Origin of the sequence: Pelosinus baikalensis (assembly GCF_020819555.1) — a bacterium.
GTDB classification, from domain to species: Bacteria; Bacillota; Negativicutes; order DSM-13327; family DSM-13327; genus Pelosinus; species Pelosinus baikalensis.
In genome coordinates this window covers 121,941-145,284 of the sequence record NZ_JAJHJB010000008.1, presented here as the reverse complement: position 1 = coordinate 145,284, position 23,344 = coordinate 121,941, and the positions used below count along the sequence as shown (strand labels likewise).

The following is a 23,344-nucleotide window of genomic DNA, read 5'->3' as shown; positions in this document are numbered from 1 at the left end:
AGACACCGCCCTTTCACGGCGATAACGGGGGTTCGATTCCCCCACGGGTCACCAATTCGGGCGATTAGCTCAGCTGGGAGAGCGCCTGCCTTACAAGCAGGATGTCGGCAGTTCGATCCTGTCATCGCCCACCAATTGTAAACTAACCTCACGTTGATAAAACGTGAGGTTTTCTTATTTATTCTAATGGAATCCGACAAATTAGATAAAATGTTACGAACAATTCATGTAATATTTGGAGGATTATGTAATTTTACATAGAATATATTAGTATAGGTAAATTTGGAAAAGAGAGAATAGAGAGAGTTTTCGAACTTTTATCTAAATGGAGGAAGAGAAATGGAAAAGAAAAGGCTGCCAATCGTATTACAACTTACCTGTATGTTCATTCTCGTTATATTTTTATTAGTATCTGTATTGGGTTTTACGGTGTATAAGCTTATATCAAGCGGTCAGGCCACCGAGGAGTTGGTAAAGCACAATGTAGTAAGCGCTAATCTTGTAAAAACAGGTCACTTAGAATTTACGGGAGCATTACTTGATATGAGAGGTTTTCTCTTTTACCCTGATGGTGCAGTTTATGAACAGGGATATCGTGAGAAAATTAAGAAGAGTAGTGAATTGGCCAAAGAATATAGTGATACTTCCAAGATGGCTGAAACAAAAGAGGATGGAATCCTGCTGGCGAAATTAGTAAGTGATTATGTAGTGTTAGGTGATAAAGTTATTGCTGCAAAGAAGGCAAATGCTCCGAATTTAACGCAGCTCACAACCCAAGGACGAAATTTAGTAAAAGATATTGATGACCAATTTCGTAAGTTAGATGTACGACAACAAAAATACATAAGTGAAAGAGCAGATGCTGTACTGCAGGATGCAACAGCTACTGGTAGGAATACTCTTATTTATAGTATTGTTATAGCCTGTATCGTGGTCTGTATGGGTGTCTGGTACAGTAGAAACTTGGCGAGTCGCCTTAAAAATATCAATAACGAATTAGCTGAGGTAGGAAATCTGAATCTTACAGGGAAAGACGTTTATCCTACACGTAATGATGAAATTGGTGATATGGGATATATCGTCATTGAGATGAAAAAATCTCTTAAAGGTTTCGTTTCCCAGCTTACCAACAGCAGCCAGGTACTAAGCTCGACGAGCATCGAATTAAGTGATTCCGTGAGTGAACAATTAAAAGCAGTAGAAACCGTAGCCGAAAGTGTAACCAACATTGCTGCTGGATCTTCTCAGAATGCAGATAATATTAGTAATATTTCTGCTACGATGGAAGAAATCTCAGCAAGCTCAGAAGAAATTAATGCTAGTACCGCGGAAGCCAATAACAATGCGCAAAATGCCGTAGTAGAAGCCGCGAAGGCAATGGAGCTGCTGGCACAAACGGTTACGCAAAATGAGTCGATTACCTCTTCCATGAATCAGATTACGACTGTTACTACAAATTTGGATCAAGGATCGGTAAAGATAAAGGGAATTGTAGATTTAATTAACAGTATTGCCGCCCAAACCAATCTTTTAGCATTAAATGCTGCTATCGAGGCGGCGCGTGCAGGGGAAGCTGGCCGTGGTTTTGCCGTTGTGGCTGAAGAAGTGCGAAAGCTGGCGGAGCAAAGTGCTAGCGCAACGGATGAGATTGCTAAGATTATTGATAATATGGGAAATGACATTAACTTTGCCGTTTCTACTGTAAAGAAAGCAAATCAGGAAGTTGACAAGGGAAAAAGTTCTACCATTGCAACGCAAAAGGGTTTTGATGTAATTATAGAGAAAATGGAAATGGTAAAAAATGAGATTGAACATGTGGCCGCTTCAATGCATGAGACTTCCCTGGGTATCCAGACAGTCGTGGCCAGTGTAGAAAATATTACGACAGTTGCCCATGCTACCTCAGCAAGTTCTGAAGTCGTCGCAGCTTCGGCTGAAGAGCAGACGGCCGGTATGCATGAGATAGATACGAATGCAGCCAAATTAGCTCAGTTAGCAACTCAAATGATGGAGATTGTAAAGAAATTTAAAGTATAACGAAATTAAGGTAATACTAAAAAACTCTGCCTATAGGGCAGAGTTTTTTTGCGAGCCTAAATTAACAAAAGAGAGAGAAACCTTAATAAGGGAACTATAGAAAAGTAAGGCAGGATAGTATACTATTATTAATATGAGATATTTTGTAATTTAATCCATAATGATGTAGGAAAATTGCATCTAAGGATAGCTGGTCGAGCCAGGAATGGTTGCTAATTCAAGAGAACATAGTATCACAACGGGGAGGGACATACCTTTGGGAAATGTAAAAAAGGTTCTTACTGAAGAATTCAAACGTGAAGCGGCTATTTTACATCATAACTATGAAAAAATCATACGTGAGTTAGGTATCGGAAAGAGTGTACTATTCCCCTATTTTTATCAAACGGTAATCTCTCAGGATGCTTCTATTTTTGAAAAAGAAAATCAATTAAAAGAAAAGTCCTTTGATAAAGAGGCAGGAAAACAATATAAATTGAGCAATACAGAATTAGTAAAATATATTGATAACCTAGAAAGTAAGCTGCTGTATTTAGAGAAGAAGCATAAAGCAATTATTGATAATGTAAAAGTTGTCATATTTCAAACAAATAAAACAGGATGTTGGACTTACTTAAGTCCTATATGGACAAGGATTACAGGTTTTACGATAGAGGAAAGTATCGGAAAATTTTTTTTGAATTATGTGTATGCAGATGATCAGGAATTTCATTATAAACAGTTCCAATCCATAATCGAAAGAAACGGTCATATAGTCGGTATGAAATTCGTTATTCTACTAAAAATGGTGAATTTCGCTGGATCGAGGTATACGCTCGACTTACAAAGGATCAATATGGGAATATCTCCGGTACCTTGGGTACCTTACATGATATTACAGTTCAACGAAAAACCGAGAAAATGCTTCATTTAGCCTATGAACTTAGACGCAGAAGTGATTTTTTAAATGATATCGTAATGGGAACTACCAGCGTAGATGAAAGAATAAAAGATTATATGCATACGTTAGGGTTGGATTTTTCTCGTCCCCTAATTTGTTGTTTATTAGTTAGCAAGGACTTTATTGGCAGGGAAAAAGAACAGAATAATATTATTGAAGTGTTGGGGAATGAGAAAGGCTGCATTGTATGGAATTGTAGAAATGATATAGGCGTTTTATATCAAGGGGGGAACGCCGAACACGCAACAGTGGAAAGCAGTATGATGTTTGCTCATGCTCTACTAGAGAAGATTTATCAATATGATTCTCAACTAAAACTCGTGCTTGGAATTAGTAATGTACAAACAGGCCTAAATAGTGTTAGGAAGACTTACTGGCAAGGATGGAGTGCTACCGTGGCGGCACAATGTCAAGGCAAGGAAGATGGTATTTTTCATTATAAAGACTTAGGAATTTTACAGCTTTTAGTTAAAAATATTGGTAATGAAGGTGCAAAGGAATTTGTTAAAGAGCAAATTGGTACTCTTATTCGTTATGACGAAGAAAAGGGAACCAACCTTGTAACCACCTTAGAGGAGATATTGCAGCACTCCAATTTAAAAAAGACTGCGGAAAAAATGTTTCTGCACCCCAAAACAGTTGTTTTTCGCAAGCAGCGTATTGAAAAAATATTAGGAGTATCCCTTGATTCTTTTGAGACAAGACTCGCCCTTGGAGTAGCACTGAAATTGCACCTTGTAAATCAAGTTATTAAAGTCCATAACTAATATCTTATAGGGATAATGATAAGATATTTTTTTATTGGAAATTTAGCTTATGGAGATAATAGAATATCCCTTACTACTAGACTATACTTATAGAGTAGCCAATAGTAGTGTAATTCTAATTTTCGTCAAATATTCCATCAGAAAACTAGCATACATCGCAAAATGACATGAACAGCTATACATTAGAATTATAAGCAAACCTGCCGAAAGGCAGGGACGCAAAGCCTTGGGTCTAACGATACAATTGTTCTATGACTGCCAGGTTGCATCATGTTTATTTGATGTACCTGTCGGTTTTTTTATATTGAGGGGGATTTTTGATGAAAGAAGAGGAGAATTTGGAAATTGGTGATATTGGAAAGGAATTAGATGAACTAATTTGTGATATTTTTGAGATTCTCCAAGATATTAAAGCAATTAATAAAGAACAGCTAGTTATTAATGATATTCCAGATGCAAAGAAAACTTGATGCTATGGGGATTTTCACTTTCTTCGCATCGTAGCCATACCCATTCGTCGGGCTGGTCAATAGCAAAGAAGTATAGGGATTTAGGGGTGTAAGAGATGCTTTCTACCTTACCTAGTGAGGAGATTCTGGAAAAAATATTTTTCATTTCACAACGCCTAACGAGCTATGATGGAGTGGATGATATATGGGAGTATATTGCCAAAACAGCTCTTACTATCACAAGAGCTGACGCAGTTGTAATTAGAGATTTTAATCTTGTAAGCGGACACCTTACAATTGTGAAAAGTTATGGACTTTCAAAAAGCTACATCAATGACCCCCCGATTCGTCTTGAGGAGGGGGTAATTGGCTGTGTCGTATCGGAAAGTAAGCCTTATATACATAGCGATATATCTCAAGCGATAGAATGGAATACTAGCGGACTTGCTAATAAGGAAGGGATACGATCCATAGTATGTGTACCATTAAAGGGGCAGGAAAGCAGCACGGGAGCTATCACTGTCATGAGAAAAAAGGTAGAGCCCTTTACAGAACAAGAAGTATTTCTCTTGAATATGTTTGGTTTACAAGCTAGTGAAGCTATAAAGATTGTTAAATTAGTTAATTCACTACAGCAACAGGCGATGTATGATTATCTAACACAAATTTATAATAAGAATGCTTTAAACTCAGTACTCGAGAAAACATTATTATTGTCAAAAAGATATTCTAGCGCGATGAGTGTAATTTTTATTGATATCGATAATTTTAAAATGTTTAATGATACTCATGGGCATCTTTTAGGTGATAAGCTTTTGTGTGATTTTGCACAGATCTTAAAGAAAAGTTGTAGAAAATCAGATTCCATAGGACGGTTTGGCGGAGAAGAATTTGTAATACTAGCCCCACATACCAATAAGAAAAAGGCCGTAGCATTTGCTAATAAAGTACGAAAAAGCGTTGAGAAAAGTACTTTTATAGGAAGAGGCAACAGCGAAAATCATATTACCTTTAGTGCTGGCATATCTTGTTTTCCAGAAGATGGTGACACTGTCTTTGAACTGTTACAGCAGGCGGATCGTGCCATGTACCAAAGTAAAATAACCGGAAAAAATAAAGTTACTTCGAGGATTGATGAACTAGACATTTTTGAAGTCGATGGGAGAGGAATCATAGCATGAAATTAAACAAAAAATTAATGTTATTAAGTGTAATACCCACAATATTATTTGTTCTCATAAGTTGCTTTTATATCATTCCTAAAACAAAAGAAAACATTTATTTGCAAAAGGACATTCAAATAAAAAATAATGTAGAAATAGCACATTCCACCGTAGAATATTATTACACCCTTTCTAAGTCCGGCGTGATGGCAGATCAAGAAGCCCAAGAAAGAGCAAAAGAAGTGATCAGTAAAATGCGCTACGGCAGTGATGGTTATTTCTGGATTGATAATGAACAGTATATTAATCTGATGCATGCCACTAAGCCTGAAACGGTAGGACAAAATAGGAGTAACACCCAGGATGCAAAGGGTAATTATATGGTTAAGAATTATATAGAAGGAGCATTGCAGCACAAGGACTCGGGCTATTACAGTAGCTTTTGGTTTCCCAAGCCAAATGAAACTGAGGCTTCTATGAAACGAGGTTACGTGAAATTGTTTCAGCCTTGGGGATGGATTATTTGCTCGGGAGTCTATATAGACGATGTAGAAAAAGCCATTGCCGGTGAGATAAATGGCATTATTATGATCAATGTGCTTCTCATGCTTATATCATTAGTATTTGCATATTTATTCTCACGAAAAACAATCGTAGCTCCTCTGCAGAATATCATAGAAAAAATAAGGGAAATTGCCAATAGCGGCGGGGATTTGACCCAGAGGATTCAAGTCAGTAGTAAGGATGAACTAGGAGAGTTAGCAGGCACGGTAAATGATATGACGCAAAACTTAGCCCAGCTTATTCGCCAAGTTGCATTAACGACAGAACAAGTATCGGCATCATCAGAAGAATTGACTGCAAGTGCCAGCCAATCTTCGGAGGTGGCGAATCAAATTGCAGCTGTCCTTACCGAGGTAGCAGCTGCAGCGGATCAACAATATAGTACAACTAATCATGTAGTAGAAATTGTTGAGAACATGTCCCAGAGCGTGCAGCAGGCTGTTCATAATACCAAATTGGCAGCGGAACGATCTGAGCAGACCGCTAAGGCAGCACAGGAAGGTGTGATATCCATCAAAGCTACGATCGGTCAGATGAATGATATTGAGAGAACTGTTATAAATTCAGCGGGGCTTGTTGATAAATTGGGAGACAGGTCTAAAGAAATAGGACAAATTGTAAGTACGATAGCCAATATTGCAAATCAAACCAACCTGCTTGCTCTAAATGCTGCTATTGAAGCTGCACGGGCTGGTGAGCATGGTAAAGGTTTCGCTGTAGTAGCAGAGGAGGTAAGAAAATTAGCGGAGCAATCTGAAACTGCCTCAGAGCAAATCAGACAATTAATTAGTGAAATTCAGCAAGACACTGAAAAAGCGGTACATGCGATGGATGAAGGCACATTGGCGGTTAAGCAAGGAACGGAAAATATTAATGCAACAGGAGATACTTTTGTTGAAATTGCTACGTTAGTAAACCACGTAACTGATGAGATTCAAAGAACCGTCGCTGCAATTCACGATATAGCAGAAGGAGCAAAGCAGGTGGCATCATCCATGGAAGTACTGGACGGGGTTAGCGATAAAACTGCGAGCAAGACGCAAACGGTATCTGCCTCTACAGAGGAACAAACCGCATCCATTGAAGAAATTGCTATTGCCAGTGACGCATTATCACAATTAGCTGAAAAACTGCAATTGGAAATTGTTAAGTTTAAGGTTTAACCTAAATAAATAGAAACGCACTTCATGTGATGAAAATAGGAATTTATCGCCACTCATTGCTATTATTGTACGCATATGGTATAATAATTAGCGTTGGGATACTAAGCAGTCATAACAGAGCAAAAGAAGGCTCTATCAGTACCTCAATCTTTTTATATAGTGTGCGGGTGTAGCTCAGTGGTAGAGTACCGGCTTCCCAAGCCGTGGGTCGAGAGTTCGAATCTCTTCACCCGCTCCAGTAAATTCAAGCCTTCCGGCGTTTTGTCGGAAGGCTTTTTTAGATGCAGGAAGGCAATAAAATTTATTAGAAGAATTTCATTTACATGCAGAGGGCTTTAGTATCATCAGCTACTCGGGTTGTTTCTATTTTTGAGACTAAAAAAGTAGCAGATGGTTACAATTTAAATCCTGGATGAAAAATTGTTAAATTGACAGATGTACTTTTTTATACTACAATGTATACATATTTAATAAATAAAAACCGTGATAGAGAGAGTATCTGTTAATAAAATCGAGCAGAGATAGGATGCCACCGGCTGAAAGCGTCCTTTCGGAGTTAACAGAGAAGACCACTCTTGAGTTGCGTGCTGAACGGATATGATTTTTTCATTTTCAATTAAGCATAGCCGCACACCTTGCGTTATCGAGGTTTTAAAGCGATGCTCAAAGGATATTTTTCATTGGGCATAAGCAGGGTGGAACCGTGTGATAAAAAGCTCTCACCCCTGATTTTTCAGGGGCGAGGGCTTTTTATATTATAAAAAAGAAAGAGGTGTTGATGGTGATTAGTGTAAAGCTAAAGAATGAAAATCAAATCGAGGTGGCAGTCTCGACCACGTGTGCTGAAATTACGAAAAAAATCAGTTCAGGCCTCGCTAAAGAAGCCCTTGCTGCTGAGATTAACGGAAAGGTGGTGGATATAACAACCACCGTGAATGCAGATTGTTCGTTAAATGTGATTACATTTAACGATGAAGCTGGTAAAAAAGTGCTACGTCATACGGCTTCCCATGTTCTTGCTCAAGCTATCAAAAAGCTTTATCCAAAGGTAAAGCTTGCCATTGGGCCTGCAATAGAAAATGGATTTTATTATGACGTTGACTCAGATCTGCCATTTTCATCTGATGACTTAGGTAAAATGGAAACAGAGATGAAAGGGATAATTAAACAAAATCTTGCTTTGGAGCGTTTTGAACTTCCTCGTGAGGAGGCATTAAAGCTTGTAGAGCAGCTTAATGAACCGTACAAAGCAGCATTGATTAAGGAACTACCTGATAACGAGCCGATCACTTTTTATCGACAGGGGGATTTTATTGATCTTTGTGCAGGTCCTCATCTTCCCAATACCGGAATGATTAAGGCAATAAAGCTTACTTCCTGTACAGGTGCATATTGGGGAGGTGATTCCAAAAACAAAATGCTCCAACGTATATACGGGACAGCATTTACTAAGCAGTCTGAGTTGAACGCCTATCTGACGGCAGTGGAAGAAGCGAAGAAACGTGACCATCGTAAAATTGGCAAAGAACTTGATTTATTTTCCATTGATGAATATATCGGTCAAGGACTTATCCTTTGGCACCCTAAGCTTTCTGTTGTCCGTGAGGAAATAGAGTTTTACTGGCGTAAAGAACATCGTAGGCGTGGGTATGAGTATATTTATACTCCCCATATTGGTCAAAGCAATCTTTGGGAAACATCAGGGCATTTAGATCATTTTGCGGAAGGTATGTATCCTCCAATGAAAATGGCAGCCAAGGACGAAGAGGAAAATACAAACTATTATGTAAAACCTATGAGTTGTCCTTTCCATGTGCGGATGTATAAGACAAGACCTCGCAGCTACCGAGAACTTCCCATTCGCTGGTGCGAACTTGGTAGTGTATATCGTTTTGAAAAATCAGGAACTTTGCATGGCATGTTGCGTGTGCGTGGCTTTACTCAGGATGATGCACATATTGTTTGTACAGAAGATCAGTTTGTGAATGAGGTCAATAGCGTTCTTGACTTTGCCCTTGATATGAATAAAGCATTTGGTTATGACAAACTTAACGTATATCTTTCTGTCCGCGATCCTCAGGATAACGAGAAATACCTCGCCAATGAACCCGTGTGGCAACTGGCAGAAAGCACACTGGAAAAGATCCTCAGTGATCGTGAAATCGTGTTTAAGAAAGATATTGGCGGTGCTAAATTTTACGGTCCCGCAATTGACTTAAAAGCAGTGGATGCAATGGGACGGGAATGGCAGGGAACAACGATTCAACTGGATATGAATTTACCTGAGCGGTTTGGAATGACATATATCGGTTCTGATGGTAAAGAACATACACCTATCATGCTACATAGAACTTTGCTTGGTTCAATGGAGCGCTTTGTTGGAACGTTGATTGAACATTATGCTGGTGCCTTTCCTCTGTGGCTTGCACCTGTTCAAGTAAAGATCTTAGCCATATCTGAGAAAAATCATGAATATGCTAATAAAGTGCTGAAAATATTAAGAAATGAAGATATAAGAGTTGAAATTGACGACCGGAGTGAAAAAATCGGCTACAAAATTCGTGAAGCCCAGTTAGGGAAAGTACCATATATGCTTATACTAGGTGATAAAGAACAAAATGAAAATGTCGTTGCTGTCAGAAACCGTAAAAACGGTGAAACTATAGTAATGAGTATTGAAGAGTTCCGTTCTTTAATTTCAGGAGAGATATTTTATAAAAGGTAATTGATGGACGGAGGAGTATGTTAGAAATGATTTGCCCTCCTTGTCCTCTTACAAGAGTTCAGTAATCATGCGGTTTCACGACTGCATGATTTTTTGTTTTTGTGAGGTGAATTTGGAGTTGAGTGGAGGGATAAAGGGATATTTTTGCACGCTATCCAAAAGAATTGGCTTAAGAGTATTAGATAGGAAGGCAATTAGGAAGGCAATAACATATAAAACCATGTAGACTGAGTAGTAATACAGATACTAGAATAAGCCAAAAACCTTGATTCCATTGGGTTTATAGGGCAATATAGATACAGTAAAAACAACCCATTTGAATTCCCAAGCCGTGGGTCGAGGGTTCGAATCCCTTCACCCGCTCCAGTAAATTCAAGCCTTCCAGGCATTAGCTTGGAAGGCTTTTTTGTGTGCAGGAAGGCAATAAGTTATGTTTAGATGAGTTTTATTCACGTGCAGAGGACTTTAGTATAATGATTTGCACGGATAGGGACTGATTTTCCTCGCCTTTACCAGACTCAAATAAATTTTCATTCAATTGGATATTATTATAAATGGAATATAGTTAAATATTTATTCCACGTATCATTGGTGACATGTCCATTAAAGTAACATTATTTATTTGTCACAAATAGGGGATAAACCTCAAGCTGGAAATGAGGAAAGTTTAAAAATCAATTTGAGAGGAATAATTTGGTGGAGAGAGAAATATAACAGTGCAATAATATTCTTTTTATTAGTGGAGTGATACAATTTATGATAGTTTTTGTGCTTTTAATGACATTATATATAATCATTCCTATAATTTTAATGGGATATATATCTGGTGTTTTTTTGTTAAAATCAGGACCCATGAAGTTTTCTGATTTAAGAAGGTTATTGGGACTGTTTTTCGGAATTACAATACTATGGTTATATGTTGAGCAAGTTGTCAGCGGAAGCCTACGACTTTTAACTAAGAATTTCTTTTCGCTTTCCGGGCATTTTATGGTATCTGAGGCAACACTATCTTTTTGCCTTTTTATAATACTCATTGTTTTTCAGATTCTAATTAATCCTTGGAAATTATCCATATGTTTCCCTAACTTCCTAGAGCATTCAATCGCAGGTAATGTCTGTAATGCTCAAAATGAAGAGGGGGAATATTATTTTTATGTTGGAAAAATTATCACAACTAATCCGTGCGATTCAGAATATCCAAAACCCAGTGGAATACAATATTGAATCTTTTCGAAAGGTTTTACAAGAAATTAATGCCGTTAAGTTTGACTCTTTAAGTGACAATAGACTGCAGGAAATATCTGCGGAACTTAAGAGTCGGGCCTGCAAAGGAGTTTCCCTCGATTCGCTTCTTGTGGATGCCTTCGCACTTGTTCGGGAAGTATCCCGGCGTGTATTGGGCATGTACCCGTTTGATACTCAGGTTCTTGCAAGCATTGCCCTGCACAAGGGCAAGATAGTGGAAATGCAAACTGGTGAGGGTAAAACATTAGCTGCCGTAATGTCGGCATATTTAAATGCGTTGGAAGGTAAAGGCGTTCACGTGCTGACTTTCAACGATTATCTTGCGCGTAGGGATGCCCAATGGATGGGGCCGATATATGAATTTTTGGGTCTTACGATAGGATATGTGAATGAAGGGATGAGTATAACCGAAAGGCAGAAGGCCTATTCCGCCAACATAACCTATGTAACGGCAAAGGAGGCAGGCTTTGATTACTTGCGGGACTTCCTGTGTATGGAAGAAGAGAAGCTTGTCCATAGACCATTCCATTATGCCATTGTGGATGAAGCCGACTCAATCCTTATTGACGAAGCACGAGTACCCCTTGTGATTGCGGGGAATGTGCAGGAAGAAGAGGAGAATCCTCTTCACTTATCCAAGCTCCGTGGGTTTAAGCAAGGTATTGATTATGAAATAGATCAATACAAAAGTAATGTATATTTCACCGATTCTGGGCTTTTGCGTCTTGAAAAAGTCCTTGGATGTGGTAATCTTTATGATTCCAAGAATTTGGAGTTATTGGCTAGGCTCAATTGTGAGCTGTATGCCGAGGTATTAATTGAAAGGGATAAAGACTATATTGTAAGAAACGGGAAGGTTGAGCTTATTGATGAGTTTACCGGTCGTATAGCCGCCAAACGTCGCTGGCCGGAGAACCTCCAGGCAGCAGTAGAAGCTAAAGAGGGTTTACGATCCGAATTCCGAGGTACGATCATGGGTTCTATTGCGCTACAGTACTTTTTGAATCTGTACTCAAGGATTTCCGGGATGACCGGAACAGGGAGTACAGCTGCAGCCGAGTTTAGAGAGTTCTATTGTATGGATGTAGTAGTAATACCTCCCAATAAACTATGCATCCGTAAAGACCATTCTGATATAATCTTTACCCATAAGGAAGCCAAGCAAAAAGCGATAGTATTAGAGGTTGAAAGAGTCCACACAACCGGGCAACCTATACTAATTGGTACAGAAAGTGTGGAGGAATCGGAATTACTTGCAATTGAACTGAGAAAAACAGGTATAGAGTGTCGCATCCTTAATGCAAAAAATGATGAGATGGAAGCTAAAATAATTGCTAAGGCTGGAGAAGTTGGGGCTGTGACGGTTTCTACTAATATGGCCGGCAGGGGTATTGATATAAAGTTGGGTGGTGAAAAAGAGCAGGGGCGGGACAAGGTGGTAGCGTCGGGTGGACTTTATGTTCTAGGAACTAATCGTCATGAAAGCCGCAGGATAGACAACCAACTCAGAGGCAGAGGCGGTCGTCAGGGTGATCCAGGAGAAAGTAGATTTTTTATTAGCCTTGAAGATGATCTTATAAAACGATATGATATTGGGCAGCTGATTTGGAGTAGAGAATTCCCGCAAAAGCAAGAAGGGGCGGTAAATGAGCCTGCGATATTGCGCGCGGTGATAAGAGGCCAGAGGATTGTAGAGGGGTACAATTCCGATATTAGAAGGCAACTATGGAAATACTCTTTTATCATAGAACAGCAGCGCCGTATTATTCATAATAAGCGTCAGGATATTCTATGGAATAAGATCTCATTGGATGTTTTATCATCAAAAGCGGCTGACCGTTACTGTGCACTTCAGGCTCAGGTTGGGGAGGACATTTTAAGAAAAGTTGAAAAGCAGATTACCCTATATCATATAAACAAATGTTGGGCTGATTATTTGGATTATATTAGTTATGAACGTGAAGGCATACATCTGGTTGCCATTGGCAAGAAAGACCCTCTTACTGAGTTTCACAGAATTGCGATAGAAGCCTTTGATGAGATGATGGACAAGATTGATTCTGAAATAATTAGGACATTTAATACTGTTGCAATCGGAGAAGACGGGATTGATATGGTAAAAGCAGGACTCAAGGGACCTTCAGCTACCTGGACCTATCTTATAAACGACAGCTCGAATCAGTTTAGCAGATTACCCAATTTGATTAAAGCTGCTATAGGTAAGATAAAAGTTAAAATGGGAACGTTCCTATTTTGAGAACAATGAAAAATAAAAACGGGGATATTAGATTCCCAAAAGGATTGGCTCAAGAATATTACAGAGGAAGGCAATTAGGAGGGCAATAACATATAAAACCATGTTGACTGAGTAGTAATACAGATATTAGTATAAGCCAAAATCCTTGATTACATAGGGTTTATAGGACTATATAGATACAGTAAAAACAACCCATTTGAATTCCCAAGCCGTGGGTCGAGGGTTCGAATCCCTTCACCCGCTCCAGTATATTCAAGCCTTCCGACGTTTTGTCGGAAGGCTTTTTTGTTATTTTTAGCAGTAGCGGACCGATTTGCGGACCATTTAACCAGGAATAACGATAAAAAACTAAATGGACTGTATAAAACTAGGTAATAACTAGACTCAAATGTAAGTGATTTTAAAAAGAGATTTAATCTAAAGCATAGGATATTCTTTGTAAGCGTAACTTTTTGGGCATGGATTGATTCCATAAAAGATCAGATCCTGCCGAAATCCAAGCTGGGAGCTGCGGTGAATTATGCCCTGAACCAAAAAGAAGGACTGATGAATTATCTTAAAGATGGTAACTGCTGCATTTCCAATAATTTGGCTGAAAACAGCATTCGCCCCTTTACCATAGGCCGCAAAAACTGGCTGTTCAGCGGCAGTCCAAAAGGAGCAGCTGCTAGTGCAGCTGTTTACAGCATGATTGAAACAGCAAAAGTAAATGGATTAAATCCCTATAACTATTTGCACTTCATTTTCAAGGAACTTCCTGGAGTGCAGTTCCAACGGCATCCTGAATTTTTGGAAGATTATTTGCCATGGAATCCAGAAATTCAACAACTTTGTAAACAAGGAAGCAACCACTAAATTATATCTCAGTGGTTGCTATTTTTCTATCCACCTAGTTATTTAGCGCTTACAATGCATGAGTTGAAATTGTAGGTTCGAACATAATTAAAGTAGATTAAACATTTTTTAAAGAGTGGGCAAATAATGATTTCTTTAAATATTTTGTTTTAACGTGGTTTTTGTCGGAAATATTGGCGACACCCCAAAATCTGCTGTTGGTCCTTCAGTCATTAAAGATGTTGCTGAAATTCCTAGTAACGCCAACGGAATTTACTCAGGCAATTACAGAAGGAATACAAACAGTGGTAGCTCAGGCTATTAACCAAGCAGTAACTCCTCTTTATAATGAAATGAGACAAATGGAAGAACGTCAACGCGAGGAAATTACTAAAAATCAAGAGGCTAATAGATTACAACAGCTAGCCATTAATAGAGAGAATCAAAAAAGTGACGAAATGCTTGATAAAATGCTTCGTCAGTCTCAAAATATACAACAAATGAAAATCAGGCTGGAAAAACCTTGGTGGAAATTTTGGGAGTAAAATATGCAAAATAAAAGTCAAACCGAGTATTACCTATAATAGGTAATCCGGTTTTGTTTTGTGCCTATCATTAGTTTCTTTGTGCAATGCCTAGTTCTTTTATAACGTTTCCAAATTGTATATGATCTGTAATCCATTTTTTTGTACAATCTTCTGGACCTAAATATTTAACAGTTAACCCAAACTCTTTCATATCTTCTTTAAATTCGGGGTCATTGATAACTATTTCTAATTCTTTGGCTAGTTTGATTTTTACATCTTTTGGCACTTCCTTAGGAATTGCTACCATGTCCCAGCAACTAGTCAATGCAACATTCACTCCCTGCTCTTTTAAAGTTGGTATGTTTTTAAACACCGGGTCAGATAACCTCGTTTCATCTGAAACTGCTAATACTCTTACTTTGCCCTCTTTTACAAATTCTTTTATTAACGCAGGACTTGAAATTAATAATTTAACATGCCCGCCTAAGAAGGCCGCAAGTGCTTCTGATTCTCCATTACTAAACGGCACCTGCATGATATCGACATCCGTTGCCTTTATAAACATTTCACCTAAAATGTGTCTCGTAGTACCAATTCCAGGATGACCATATTTAATTTCGCCAGGATGTTCTTTTGTATATTCAATTAAATCATTAATGTTTTGCCATGGCTGATCGGTAAGAACGGAAATTACCATCGATCCTGCTGCAGTCTGAGCAAGTGGTTGTAATGCCGTAACGTAATTATATCTACCTTCATCGTTAAGTGGTTGCCAAGTTATATCAATATTTGTAAACCCTATAGTATATCCATCTGGATTAGATCCGGCCAGTTCGTTCCAACCTACTGTTCCGGCTCCGCCAGTCTTATTTAAAATTACCACGGACTGATTAAAATGTTTAGCCATTCCCTTTTGTATCATCCTAGCTGTCATATCAATACTTCCTCCCGCACTATAAGGAACAATCATTGTTATTGGCTTATTAGGATATTCAGAAGCACTTACTAATGCATTTTTCATATACGCATATCCCCCCATTGATGTTAATAAAAAAAATATAATCACAATATAAAACTTTTTATATCTCATATTCTTATTTCTCCTCCTTTTTTTGTTTATAATTTCTCGACCAAATTCCCATATGTTTTTCACGGTACATAGTAAAAATAATATATATATAGGGAATTTAATGCAAGTAATGCTTCTGTTTCAGTATTTGACAATAAGTATTTATAGTCCATAAAACAATCTCCTTTTTTAAATTACTTTTAATTGCTATAATTATCCATATGATATCAAAATCCTCCAAAAAAGTAAAATTTTTACACAAAAGTAATTATGTTACAATTATATAATGATTTATTTTTGAAAGGAGAAATTAAAATGGCAGTTAGAACTAAGACTTGTAGGATGATGTAGCACTAAGGGAAATATGGTGAAAGAATTTGATGACGAAGTTTTAACGTCTGCAAATTAACACTATCCGGGTAGTCTGTTAAGATTTGCAGAAGCGGGCATTTAGAACACGAATATTACTTGCATAAATGATAAAGGAGATTCAATAAATGCCTGAAATAAAAAAACACCGCGTTGGACGGCCACCAAAAGATGTATCACTAAAAGCACGATCCTTTTGAAGCCTTTCTTCGAGAAAGGCAATTACTCCAAGCAATGTTTTTTGAAACTCACATTATAATCCTCTACGGCTTACTTTTTCAAGGGTATATAAACGCTGCCGCGCCCTTGAAAAGCACCTTCGAGATTACCATGTGACGTGTCAAAAAAACATTTGCAGGGGGACGGTATAGATCGATAGTTGCATTAGACTAATTGTAACTTGGCTCTATCCTGTTTTCTCTCATTGGAGGTAATGTAATGAAACATATTCAAGTTGTGTCAACACAAATGGTGAAAGAAAGAAACTTCAAGTATGAATATAAACGGATTACATGTCCACGGGATATATATCAAATTTTGCGCGATTTTATAGGCACTATTGACAGAGAAGTTTTTGTAATGGCTACTCTTGATATTAAAAATAATGTAAATGCTTTACATACGGTTAGTATCGGAAGTTTAAATGCTTCAATCGTACATCCTCGTGAACTCTTTAAAGTGGCAATACTAGCGAATGCGGCCAGTATAATTATTGCGCATAATCATCCTAGCGGAGATCCAGCGCCAAGCTCAGAAGATTTAAGTTTAACCCAAAAGTTGGTTGAGGCGGGTAAATTACTTGACATACCAATTTTAGATCACATTGTCGTTGGAGACGATGAGCGGTGTTATAGAAAACAACATCCCTGTCCCTGTAAGATATATGATCTGCCAGAACTGTCTGAAGAAATGCCCCATTAACGCGTTAGAGATTCATACATGAAATAGTATCCTTGGCAGCAAAGAAGCTAGGAAAAAGAAGGACACAAAGAAGTCGAAATTGGGTTTTGATAGTAAAGCCCAATTTCGACTTCTTATTTTCTGATCGAATTGCGGGATAAAATATCCTTTGATTTTAGAGGTCTGTTACTGGACCGAATACTTTGTTATCCATTTAGTGAGACTCCTACTTCTATAAGTGGGAGTTCTCCTAGCGTGCTTCAGGTGGGGTAGAGTCCCCATCGAAGTCCCGAAGTCCAGCTTTAGCGGATGAGTTCACTATTTGTTTCTATCAGATACTAAGATTCCAGCCACACCAATGTTCTCTCTACTATTTTCTTTGATATAAACTTGAAAAGATTGTTCGGGAACATTCATAATACTACTTGCCGACTTGGTTAAAGCAGCTACTAAGTCCCTTTTTTGATCTAGGCTGAGCGGAATACCCTCGACTATAATTGCAGGCATTTATTTCATCTCCCTTCTTTTTCTCAATTTTAGTCAAACACTAATGATTTTTATGCAAATTTTCATGGCATTTATCTGTTTCCCTTTTTCACCACTTCCTCGAATTCATCGAAAAGCTGTTGTTTCACCCGCTTTGAGGACGATGTGAATTTCCCCCAATTGATAATGAGTATGCCAGAAATAATGATTCCTCCGCCCAAAATTTGTATAGGTAAAATTGTTTCATCTAGAATACACCATCCGCTGAAAACCCCTACGACGGGGACAAGATTTAAATAAAGCGTCGTTATTGTAACATCTAATTTCTTCAACGCATAGCCATAGAGAAAATAACACAGAGCGGAAGAAAAAACCGCCAAAAAGAGAATATAGCCAAAGGCTTCCAGTGAGAAAATTCGCCATTGGTCGTACTCAAGAAAAGACATTACAGTCAAAAATAGTGTTGCAAACAACATTTGATAGGTGATCAAACACAACCCGGAATAGTTACTCTGCAGTGATTTATTAAGCAAAGTATACAGTGCCCATGAAGACATCGCAGCAACCATAAATAGATTTCCTTGAAAAGTTGCAGAACTGAAATCCACCTGCCTGTTTGCCGTAACAGCCAAATAGGCACCTATTGTAGCACAAACGATTCCCAGTACTTGAACAGCTGAGATTTTGGTTCTAAATATTATGACATCCATAGTGATTGCAAGGATAGGAGTTAAGGAAGCAATGAGAGAAGCATTGGATGCCGTAGTTAGTTTAACCCCAGTATTTTGTAAATAGAAATATAGAGTGATTCCTAGAAAACCACCCAATGCGATCTTGGAAAGGTCTGCTTTCTGCGGTTTAGATGAAGGTTCAATTTTTTTAAAAATAGTAAAAAGTACTATCGTGGCAATAAGAAACCTAATTTGCGCCAATGTGATGGGAGGGACTTCATTTACCACAATTTTAATAATACTAAAGGATACTCCCCACAGAAGTACTAACACAAGCATAGCAAGATTGGCTAATACATTACTTCTAAAGAAAGGATTGTCTCCCGTCACATATTTTTGCAAAAAATTCGGCATTATAATTCCTCCTATTCGTCTTTGTTACAGTCCTTTTAACGATTCTGATAGCTGAGATTGGTTGACATTTTTTACGAACGCATTATGCACACTTTCCATCATTCGTGGTACAATACCAGTATATATACTACACATTCAACAATCAATTAAACAAACTGCAAATTGTAGTAGTACAATTGGGAGGAGGAATTCCTATTGACTAAGTACTGTGAGATCATCCAGTATCTGCAGGCTGAAATCACCAGCGGTCAGATCAAGCCTGGTAATCGGCTGCCGCCCATCAGGGCAATAGCCGAAGCCTTTCATTGCAGTACAAGCACGGTCGTAAAAGCATACGGGGAATTGGAGCGGAGCCACATCATTTATCCAGTCCCTGGCAGCGGCTATTATCTCGTGGAAAATCATCTTCAGCCCTCTGCACAGTCCCAAAAAATCATTGATTTCGCTTCCGTCGCTCCAGGCAGCGAGACACTGCCCTATAAGGAATTTCAGCATTGCATTAATCAAGCAATCAGCATTTATAAGGAAGATTTATTCTCCTACTGCGATCCCCAAGGTATGGAACAACTGAGAAAAACAATCGCCAAACAGCTTCAAGATTATCAGATTTTTACAGACTGGCAAAAAATCGCCATAACGACGGGCTCCCAACAAGCCATATCCCTTTTGACCTCCATGCCTTTTCCTAATGGGGGAAAAAAAATTCTCATTGAACAGCCAACCTATTATGGCATTATCAAATCCCTCGAACTAAGCGGGTGTTCCGTCCTTGGTATCGAACGAACGGAACATGGCCTTGATAAAAACGCCTTGGAGCGAATTTTTCGCAACGGCAGCATCAAGTTTTTTTATACAATGCCCCGTTTTCATAATCCCACTGGGTTCTCTTACACTAATGCAGAAAAAAAAGAGCTGGTCGAGCTGGCCGAAAAATATAATGTATATATTGTTGAAGATGACTGTCTCGCTGACTTGGATACGGACCACAAAGCGGATCCCCTGTATGCTTTTAGCGGCATTGACAACGTGATTTATCTCAAAAGCTACTCGAAAACCTTTTTGCCCGGGCTCCGCCTCGCCACGGTTGTATTACCCCAGGAACTTCTTAACCCGTTCCTGGAGTACAAAAAATGGATTGATCTTGCCAGTCCGACACTGTCGCAAGCGGCTCTCGAAATCTTTATAACCAGCGGTATGTATGCGAATCATCGGAAGAGCCTTACAAAAATTTACCGAGATCGAATGGAATGCTTACGAACCCTGACTGCACAGAACACGGATCGTGACATTACCTGGATGATCCCAGAAAATGGTTTTTTTGCTTCTTTTACAACAAACAGCAATTTCGCCTCGGATAGACTGGTTCCGCGTCTTGCACTGGATAATGTCCAACTGTTGAATGCAGAATCCTGTTTTATTTCCGGCTATAAACGTTCTAACCTTTTCCGAATCAGTCTGGGAAAAACCCCTGAACCGCAGATACGACTTGGCCTATCGGCTTTATTCCGTGCAATTCAAGAACTAAAAGCCGCCAAGATATCCAAAAGAACACTTATGCCGCTTTAAGTTGCCACTGCAAGGTTTAAAATGAGGGATTCATTTTGGAAGAGTTCCTCCTGTTTCGAGTAAGCGAGAACGCTGCTGGGATATTGCTGCATAATGTACAATTACTCCAGCTCAATCTCGGTGCCTACCAATCCAGGAATAAAGCGATTGCCTAAGAGCCTGGATAATTCCGACATCGCGGCAAAACCTGTGCAGTGACCCGTCATCATAAAATCTGGATTTAGCTCCTCGATGCTGCGCATAGTTTCAGAGATCTGTTGTTCCTTCGCAGGACCGAGGTGTGTGCCCCCAATCCAGCCTGACAGTCTTTTGGCACCAGTGATTTCAAGTCCATATTGAATGGTGTTAACAAGTCCGGAATGAGTGCAGCCACTGATTACTACCAGTCCTTTTTTGCCAGCATAGAAAAGAGCCGTATCATCAGCAATCAAATCGTGAGACTCTTTACCATCCTCATCGATAGTAACTAATTGTTTACCTACCGATTCAAAGCTAGTTTTGCGAGGAATTTGACCGCTTAACCATAGGTTGGGGGCTATTTCCTGTGGGCCTTCGGAGAGTCGCCAGTCGACGCCGAGACTAGAGAGTTGTACACGTGTATACGGAAGACCACAATAATCTCTGGCAATTCCCCTTATGATGTAATGAGGGGAAAATATTCCAGGATGGGCGTATAGAGGATACTGCTTTTTTCCAACCTGTAGAAGTTTAAGCAGCCCTCCGACATGATCAATGTGTCCATGGCTCAATACCAGGGCATCAAGTTTCTTTGGGTGGATGCCAAGCAAACTGAGATTATGGGTTGACGCTTGCGAAGATCCAGTATCGAATAAGATCATACGGTTGTCATATTCGATAAGTAATGAGAACCCGAGTTCTGCTAAAAATGGACGCCCACCATGTAAAGATGCTGAATTATCCACGATAATAGTACACTTCATTCTTAATCCTCCTTCTTTAGGTCAGTAGTTTGCGTATTTAGCGGTAATATGGTACTTCATGCAAACTCCTGCCCGTTCCGTGGCTGCATAAGTCTTTGCTTACACTTTTTGCCATGGTATTTATTCTAATTACAACAGATAAATAAAAGAAAGTGGCAACATGATAATAAATTTATTCTATTAAATGGAGGTTTTGACGCGAGTCTTGTTGTCCCAACAGCCAATGAAAATCGACCAATAAATAAAGCTGTGCTCTATTTAATTAAAGCTAAATAGAATTTCCCCACGGGAATACGTCGCTTTACTAGCTTGTATTAAATATTAATAGTAAGAATGTGAAGTACCGTCTTACCTTGAGTGGTAGGGCGGTACTTTTTGCCTTATAACTATCTAAAGATAAGATTTAATAGTTGAATTTATAGTTAGAACGGAATGTACATCAGTGAAAGCCGATGTACAGGAAACACACAATTACTATAGACGAGTTTGATTTTTGGTAGTAAAATAAGCATATAATAAGGATACATTACTGCTATTTAAGGAGAGATGATTTGCATGATGAATATAAAGCCCTCTGCGGCAATTCGTAAGAACTACAATGAGATATCTGCACTATGCAAACGTTCGGGGGAGCCTGTTTATCTGACGAAGAACGGTGAGGGTGATCTTGTGGTTATGGATATTGAAGCTTTTGCAAGACGGGAAAGCATGTTACGACTGCGAGAAAATTTGCTTGCCGCTGAGGAAGGCAGGCTGAAAGGAAAGTCCGGTCACTCCATAGACGAAGTATCTACCATGATGAAAGCTGCTGTCCGGGAGGTTCTGGATGGGCAGCGAAAATAAAAAGTATACGGTTGTCATTTCTGATGAAGCCACACAAATGTTAGTGTCTCATACCCGGTTTCTGGCACAGGTTAGTGAAACAGCAGCGTTGCGGCTTATTGATGCTTTTCAGCAACAGACTAGATCATTAGAGCAGTTTCCTGAAAGGAGTCCGTGGTTGACTGACCCGATGATTTCTGAAGGGAAATATCGAAAACTTCTGCTTGAAAAAAAGTACCTTTTAGTTTATCAAATTAAGGAAAATACTGTGTATGTGGATGCAATTTTGGATACACGGCAGGAGTATAGCTGGCTGTTATAAGTTAGATATACAATAGAGTGTACTATATCTGCGGACCATTTTGCGGACCGATTCGCATTATTACAAGATGGAAGACGTGGACTGGATAGAAAATGTAAGCTGCACATGCCCTGAGTTTATGGACTTTCAAGCCCAAAAAACAGCTTCTCTATGAAGCTGTCAGACTGTAGACAAAAGCAAGTACTCCCATGTTCCTTTTTTCCTTTGTCCGCGCTCCATAATAACTGAATAGTTTTTAAAAACGCAGTACACACTCTTACTAGGAGGTGCGAGTATGTCTGAACAGAAATCATCAAATGAAGCTATTGCTAAAGCTGCAAAAAGGAATACCTTCCCTAACATTACAACTGCCTATGCCGCATTGAATGCAAAAACCAGTATTCATTCTGATACCAGTAGGACTATAGTAGAAAATAATAAAAAAGCGCCCTAGCGGCGCTTTTCTCATTATAGTTCAATTCTTTCTAAAATCATTTGGCACAAAAACCTGGCCGCTAAATGAAGTGCCTCATGTCAAGTAGACAGTGAAAAAAACAAAAGTTTATGTCAATCTTTGAGAAAAGATTGACATCATTTTTTGATTGTAATGGAACATTTTATTGGATATCCACACGTTATACGTAAAAGCTCTGCAAGCACTTGCCCTACATTGTATCAATTGATATAATTAGTCTATTTTTATTCCAAAAGTAAGGGTACCGTTTGGAAATGTCTGTAGCTTTGCCACAAAAGCGTTCTGTTGACCTTTGAGCGAGGTCTGAAACGCGTCCGGGGTGGTAGGGAAATCGGTGGATTGAGTCGATCCGGTGACATAGGCGTTGCCAGATGAGTCGACCGCGATGCCACTGCCTATATCAGAACTGCTGCCTCCAAGGTAGGTGGAGTAGACGAGGGCGCTGCCGGCGGAGTTTAATCTGGTGATAAAAGCGTCCCTTCCGCCTTCGGAAGTCTGAAACGCGCCCGGGGTGGTGGGGAAATCGAGGGATTCAGTCAATCCAGTGACATAGGCGTTATCGGATGTGTCGATCGCGATGCCTAAGCCTGTATCAGAGTTGCTGCCGCCGAGGTAGGTGGAGTAGACAAGGGCGTTGCCGGTGGAGTTTAATTTGGTGA

General features: G+C 39.1%; 19 protein-coding genes, 2 tRNA genes, 2 pseudogenes, 1 riboswitch and 1 other annotated feature. Of the genes and pseudogenes, 18 read left to right on the top strand and 5 right to left on the bottom strand.

All coding sequences use genetic code 11. The features are described from left to right. Positions 1–58: 58 nt before the first annotated feature. From LMF89_RS08415 to LMF89_RS08355, 13 genes and pseudogenes are all read left to right on the top strand, one after another. A tRNA-Val gene (locus LMF89_RS08415) sits at positions 59–134 on the top strand. Between the two features lie 205 nt (positions 135–339). Next, positions 340–2,037, top strand: coding sequence for a methyl-accepting chemotaxis protein (locus LMF89_RS08410; RefSeq protein WP_229534647.1), 1,698 nt, complete (start codon positions 340–342; stop codon positions 2,035–2,037). Between the two features lie 205 nt (positions 2,038–2,242). Then, positions 2,243–2,883: pseudogene (locus LMF89_RS08405) on the top strand (PAS domain S-box protein); the annotation flags it as partial. A 9-nt stretch (positions 2,884–2,892) separates the two neighbouring features. Further along, entirely contained in the window at positions 2,893–3,744 is an 852-nt protein-coding gene (locus tag LMF89_RS08400) for a PucR family transcriptional regulator (protein WP_255711092.1), read from the top strand. 183 nt (positions 3,745–3,927) lie between these two features. Continuing rightward, a riboswitch (cyclic di-GMP riboswitch) is annotated at positions 3,928–4,015 on the top strand. Between the two features lie 49 nt (positions 4,016–4,064). Continuing rightward, positions 4,065–4,214, top strand: a complete 150-nt coding sequence (locus LMF89_RS08395) for a hypothetical protein (protein WP_007954780.1) — start codon at positions 4,065–4,067, stop codon at positions 4,212–4,214. A gap of 95 nt (positions 4,215–4,309) precedes the next feature. Beyond that, the gene (locus LMF89_RS08390; RefSeq protein ID WP_229534645.1) at positions 4,310–5,374 is read left to right on the top strand and encodes a sensor domain-containing diguanylate cyclase; all 1,065 of its coding nucleotides are present in this window, start codon (positions 4,310–4,312) and stop codon (positions 5,372–5,374) included. Then, positions 5,371–7,083, top strand: a complete 1,713-nt coding sequence (locus tag LMF89_RS08385) for a methyl-accepting chemotaxis protein (RefSeq protein WP_229534644.1) — start codon at positions 5,371–5,373, stop codon at positions 7,081–7,083. Before LMF89_RS08390 ends, LMF89_RS08385 begins: the two co-directional genes overlap by 4 nt. A 163-nt stretch (positions 7,084–7,246) precedes the next feature. Beyond that, positions 7,247–7,321, top strand: a tRNA-Gly gene (locus LMF89_RS08380). 236 nt (positions 7,322–7,557) lie between these two features. After that, positions 7,558–7,813, top strand: a binding site (T-box leader). Positions 7,814–7,861: 48 nt separating this feature from the next. Beyond that, positions 7,862–9,808, top strand: coding sequence for a threonine--tRNA ligase (thrS, locus tag LMF89_RS08375; protein WP_229534643.1), 1,947 nt, complete (start codon positions 7,862–7,864; stop codon positions 9,806–9,808). 756 nt (positions 9,809–10,564) lie between these two features. Next, complete coding sequence (locus LMF89_RS08370) at positions 10,565–11,032, top strand: hypothetical protein (protein WP_229534642.1); 468 nt, start codon at positions 10,565–10,567, stop codon at positions 11,030–11,032. Next, complete coding sequence (gene secA2, locus LMF89_RS08365) at positions 10,962–13,310, top strand: accessory Sec system translocase SecA2 (protein ID WP_229534641.1); 2,349 nt, start codon at positions 10,962–10,964, stop codon at positions 13,308–13,310. Before LMF89_RS08370 ends, secA2 begins: the two co-directional genes overlap by 71 nt. A gap of 450 nt (positions 13,311–13,760) precedes the next feature. Next, positions 13,761–14,165 (top strand): annotated as a pseudogene (locus LMF89_RS08360) (IS66 family transposase); the annotation flags it as partial. A 161-nt stretch (positions 14,166–14,326) separates the two neighbouring features. Then, positions 14,327–14,689, top strand: coding sequence for a hypothetical protein (locus LMF89_RS08355; RefSeq protein ID WP_229534640.1), 363 nt, complete (start codon positions 14,327–14,329; stop codon positions 14,687–14,689). A 70-nt stretch (positions 14,690–14,759) separates the two neighbouring features. On the opposite strand, the gene LMF89_RS08350 is transcribed toward LMF89_RS08355, so the two are convergent. Then, a complete protein-coding gene (locus tag LMF89_RS08350; RefSeq protein WP_229534639.1) occupies positions 14,760–15,761 on the bottom strand; it encodes a Bug family tripartite tricarboxylate transporter substrate binding protein in 1,002 nt (333 codons plus the stop codon). A 786-nt stretch (positions 15,762–16,547) separates the two neighbouring features. Here LMF89_RS08350 and LMF89_RS08345 point away from each other — a divergent pair. Further along, positions 16,548–17,030, top strand: a complete 483-nt coding sequence (locus LMF89_RS08345; protein ID WP_229534638.1) for a JAB domain-containing protein — start codon at positions 16,548–16,550, stop codon at positions 17,028–17,030. A 297-nt stretch (positions 17,031–17,327) separates the two neighbouring features. On the opposite strand, the gene dmpI is transcribed toward LMF89_RS08345, so the two are convergent. After that, positions 17,328–17,516 (bottom strand): 4-oxalocrotonate tautomerase DmpI, encoded by a 189-nt coding sequence (dmpI, locus tag LMF89_RS08340; RefSeq protein ID WP_229534637.1) that lies wholly within the window; start codon positions 17,514–17,516, stop codon positions 17,328–17,330. A 71-nt stretch (positions 17,517–17,587) separates the two neighbouring features. Further along, entirely contained in the window at positions 17,588–18,580 is a 993-nt protein-coding gene (locus LMF89_RS08335) for a DMT family transporter (protein ID WP_229534636.1), read from the bottom strand. Between the two features lie 195 nt (positions 18,581–18,775). Here LMF89_RS08335 and LMF89_RS08330 point away from each other — a divergent pair, with 195 nt between their 5' ends. Next, the gene (locus LMF89_RS08330; protein ID WP_229534635.1) at positions 18,776–20,146 is read left to right on the top strand and encodes an aminotransferase-like domain-containing protein; all 1,371 of its coding nucleotides are present in this window, start codon (positions 18,776–18,778) and stop codon (positions 20,144–20,146) included. A gap of 101 nt (positions 20,147–20,247) precedes the next feature. Here the strand turns inward: LMF89_RS08330 and LMF89_RS08325 are convergent, their stop codons facing one another. Then, positions 20,248–21,087, bottom strand: a complete 840-nt coding sequence (locus LMF89_RS08325; RefSeq protein WP_255711087.1) for an MBL fold metallo-hydrolase — start codon at positions 21,085–21,087, stop codon at positions 20,248–20,250. A 555-nt stretch (positions 21,088–21,642) separates the two neighbouring features. Between LMF89_RS08325 and LMF89_RS08320 the strand changes: the two genes are divergently transcribed. The 3 genes from LMF89_RS08320 (at position 21,643) to LMF89_RS08310 (ending at position 22,664) form a co-directional block, all read left to right on the top strand. Further along, on the top strand, positions 21,643–21,930 hold the full coding sequence (locus LMF89_RS08320; RefSeq protein WP_229534634.1) for a type II toxin-antitoxin system prevent-host-death family antitoxin: 288 nt from the start codon (positions 21,643–21,645) through the stop codon (positions 21,928–21,930). Further along, on the top strand, positions 21,914–22,231 hold the full coding sequence (locus LMF89_RS08315; RefSeq protein WP_229534633.1) for a type II toxin-antitoxin system RelE/ParE family toxin: 318 nt from the start codon (positions 21,914–21,916) through the stop codon (positions 22,229–22,231). The genes LMF89_RS08320 and LMF89_RS08315 overlap by 17 nt, the downstream gene beginning before the upstream one ends. Before the next feature lie 274 nt (positions 22,232–22,505). Further along, entirely contained in the window at positions 22,506–22,664 is a 159-nt protein-coding gene (locus LMF89_RS08310; protein ID WP_229534632.1) for a hypothetical protein, read from the top strand. 234 nt (positions 22,665–22,898) lie between these two features. Here LMF89_RS08310 and LMF89_RS08305 read toward each other — a convergent pair. Beyond that, positions 22,899–23,344, bottom strand: a 446-nt coding sequence (locus tag LMF89_RS08305; protein ID WP_229534631.1) for an SBBP repeat-containing protein, incomplete at its 5' end; no start/stop codon positions are given.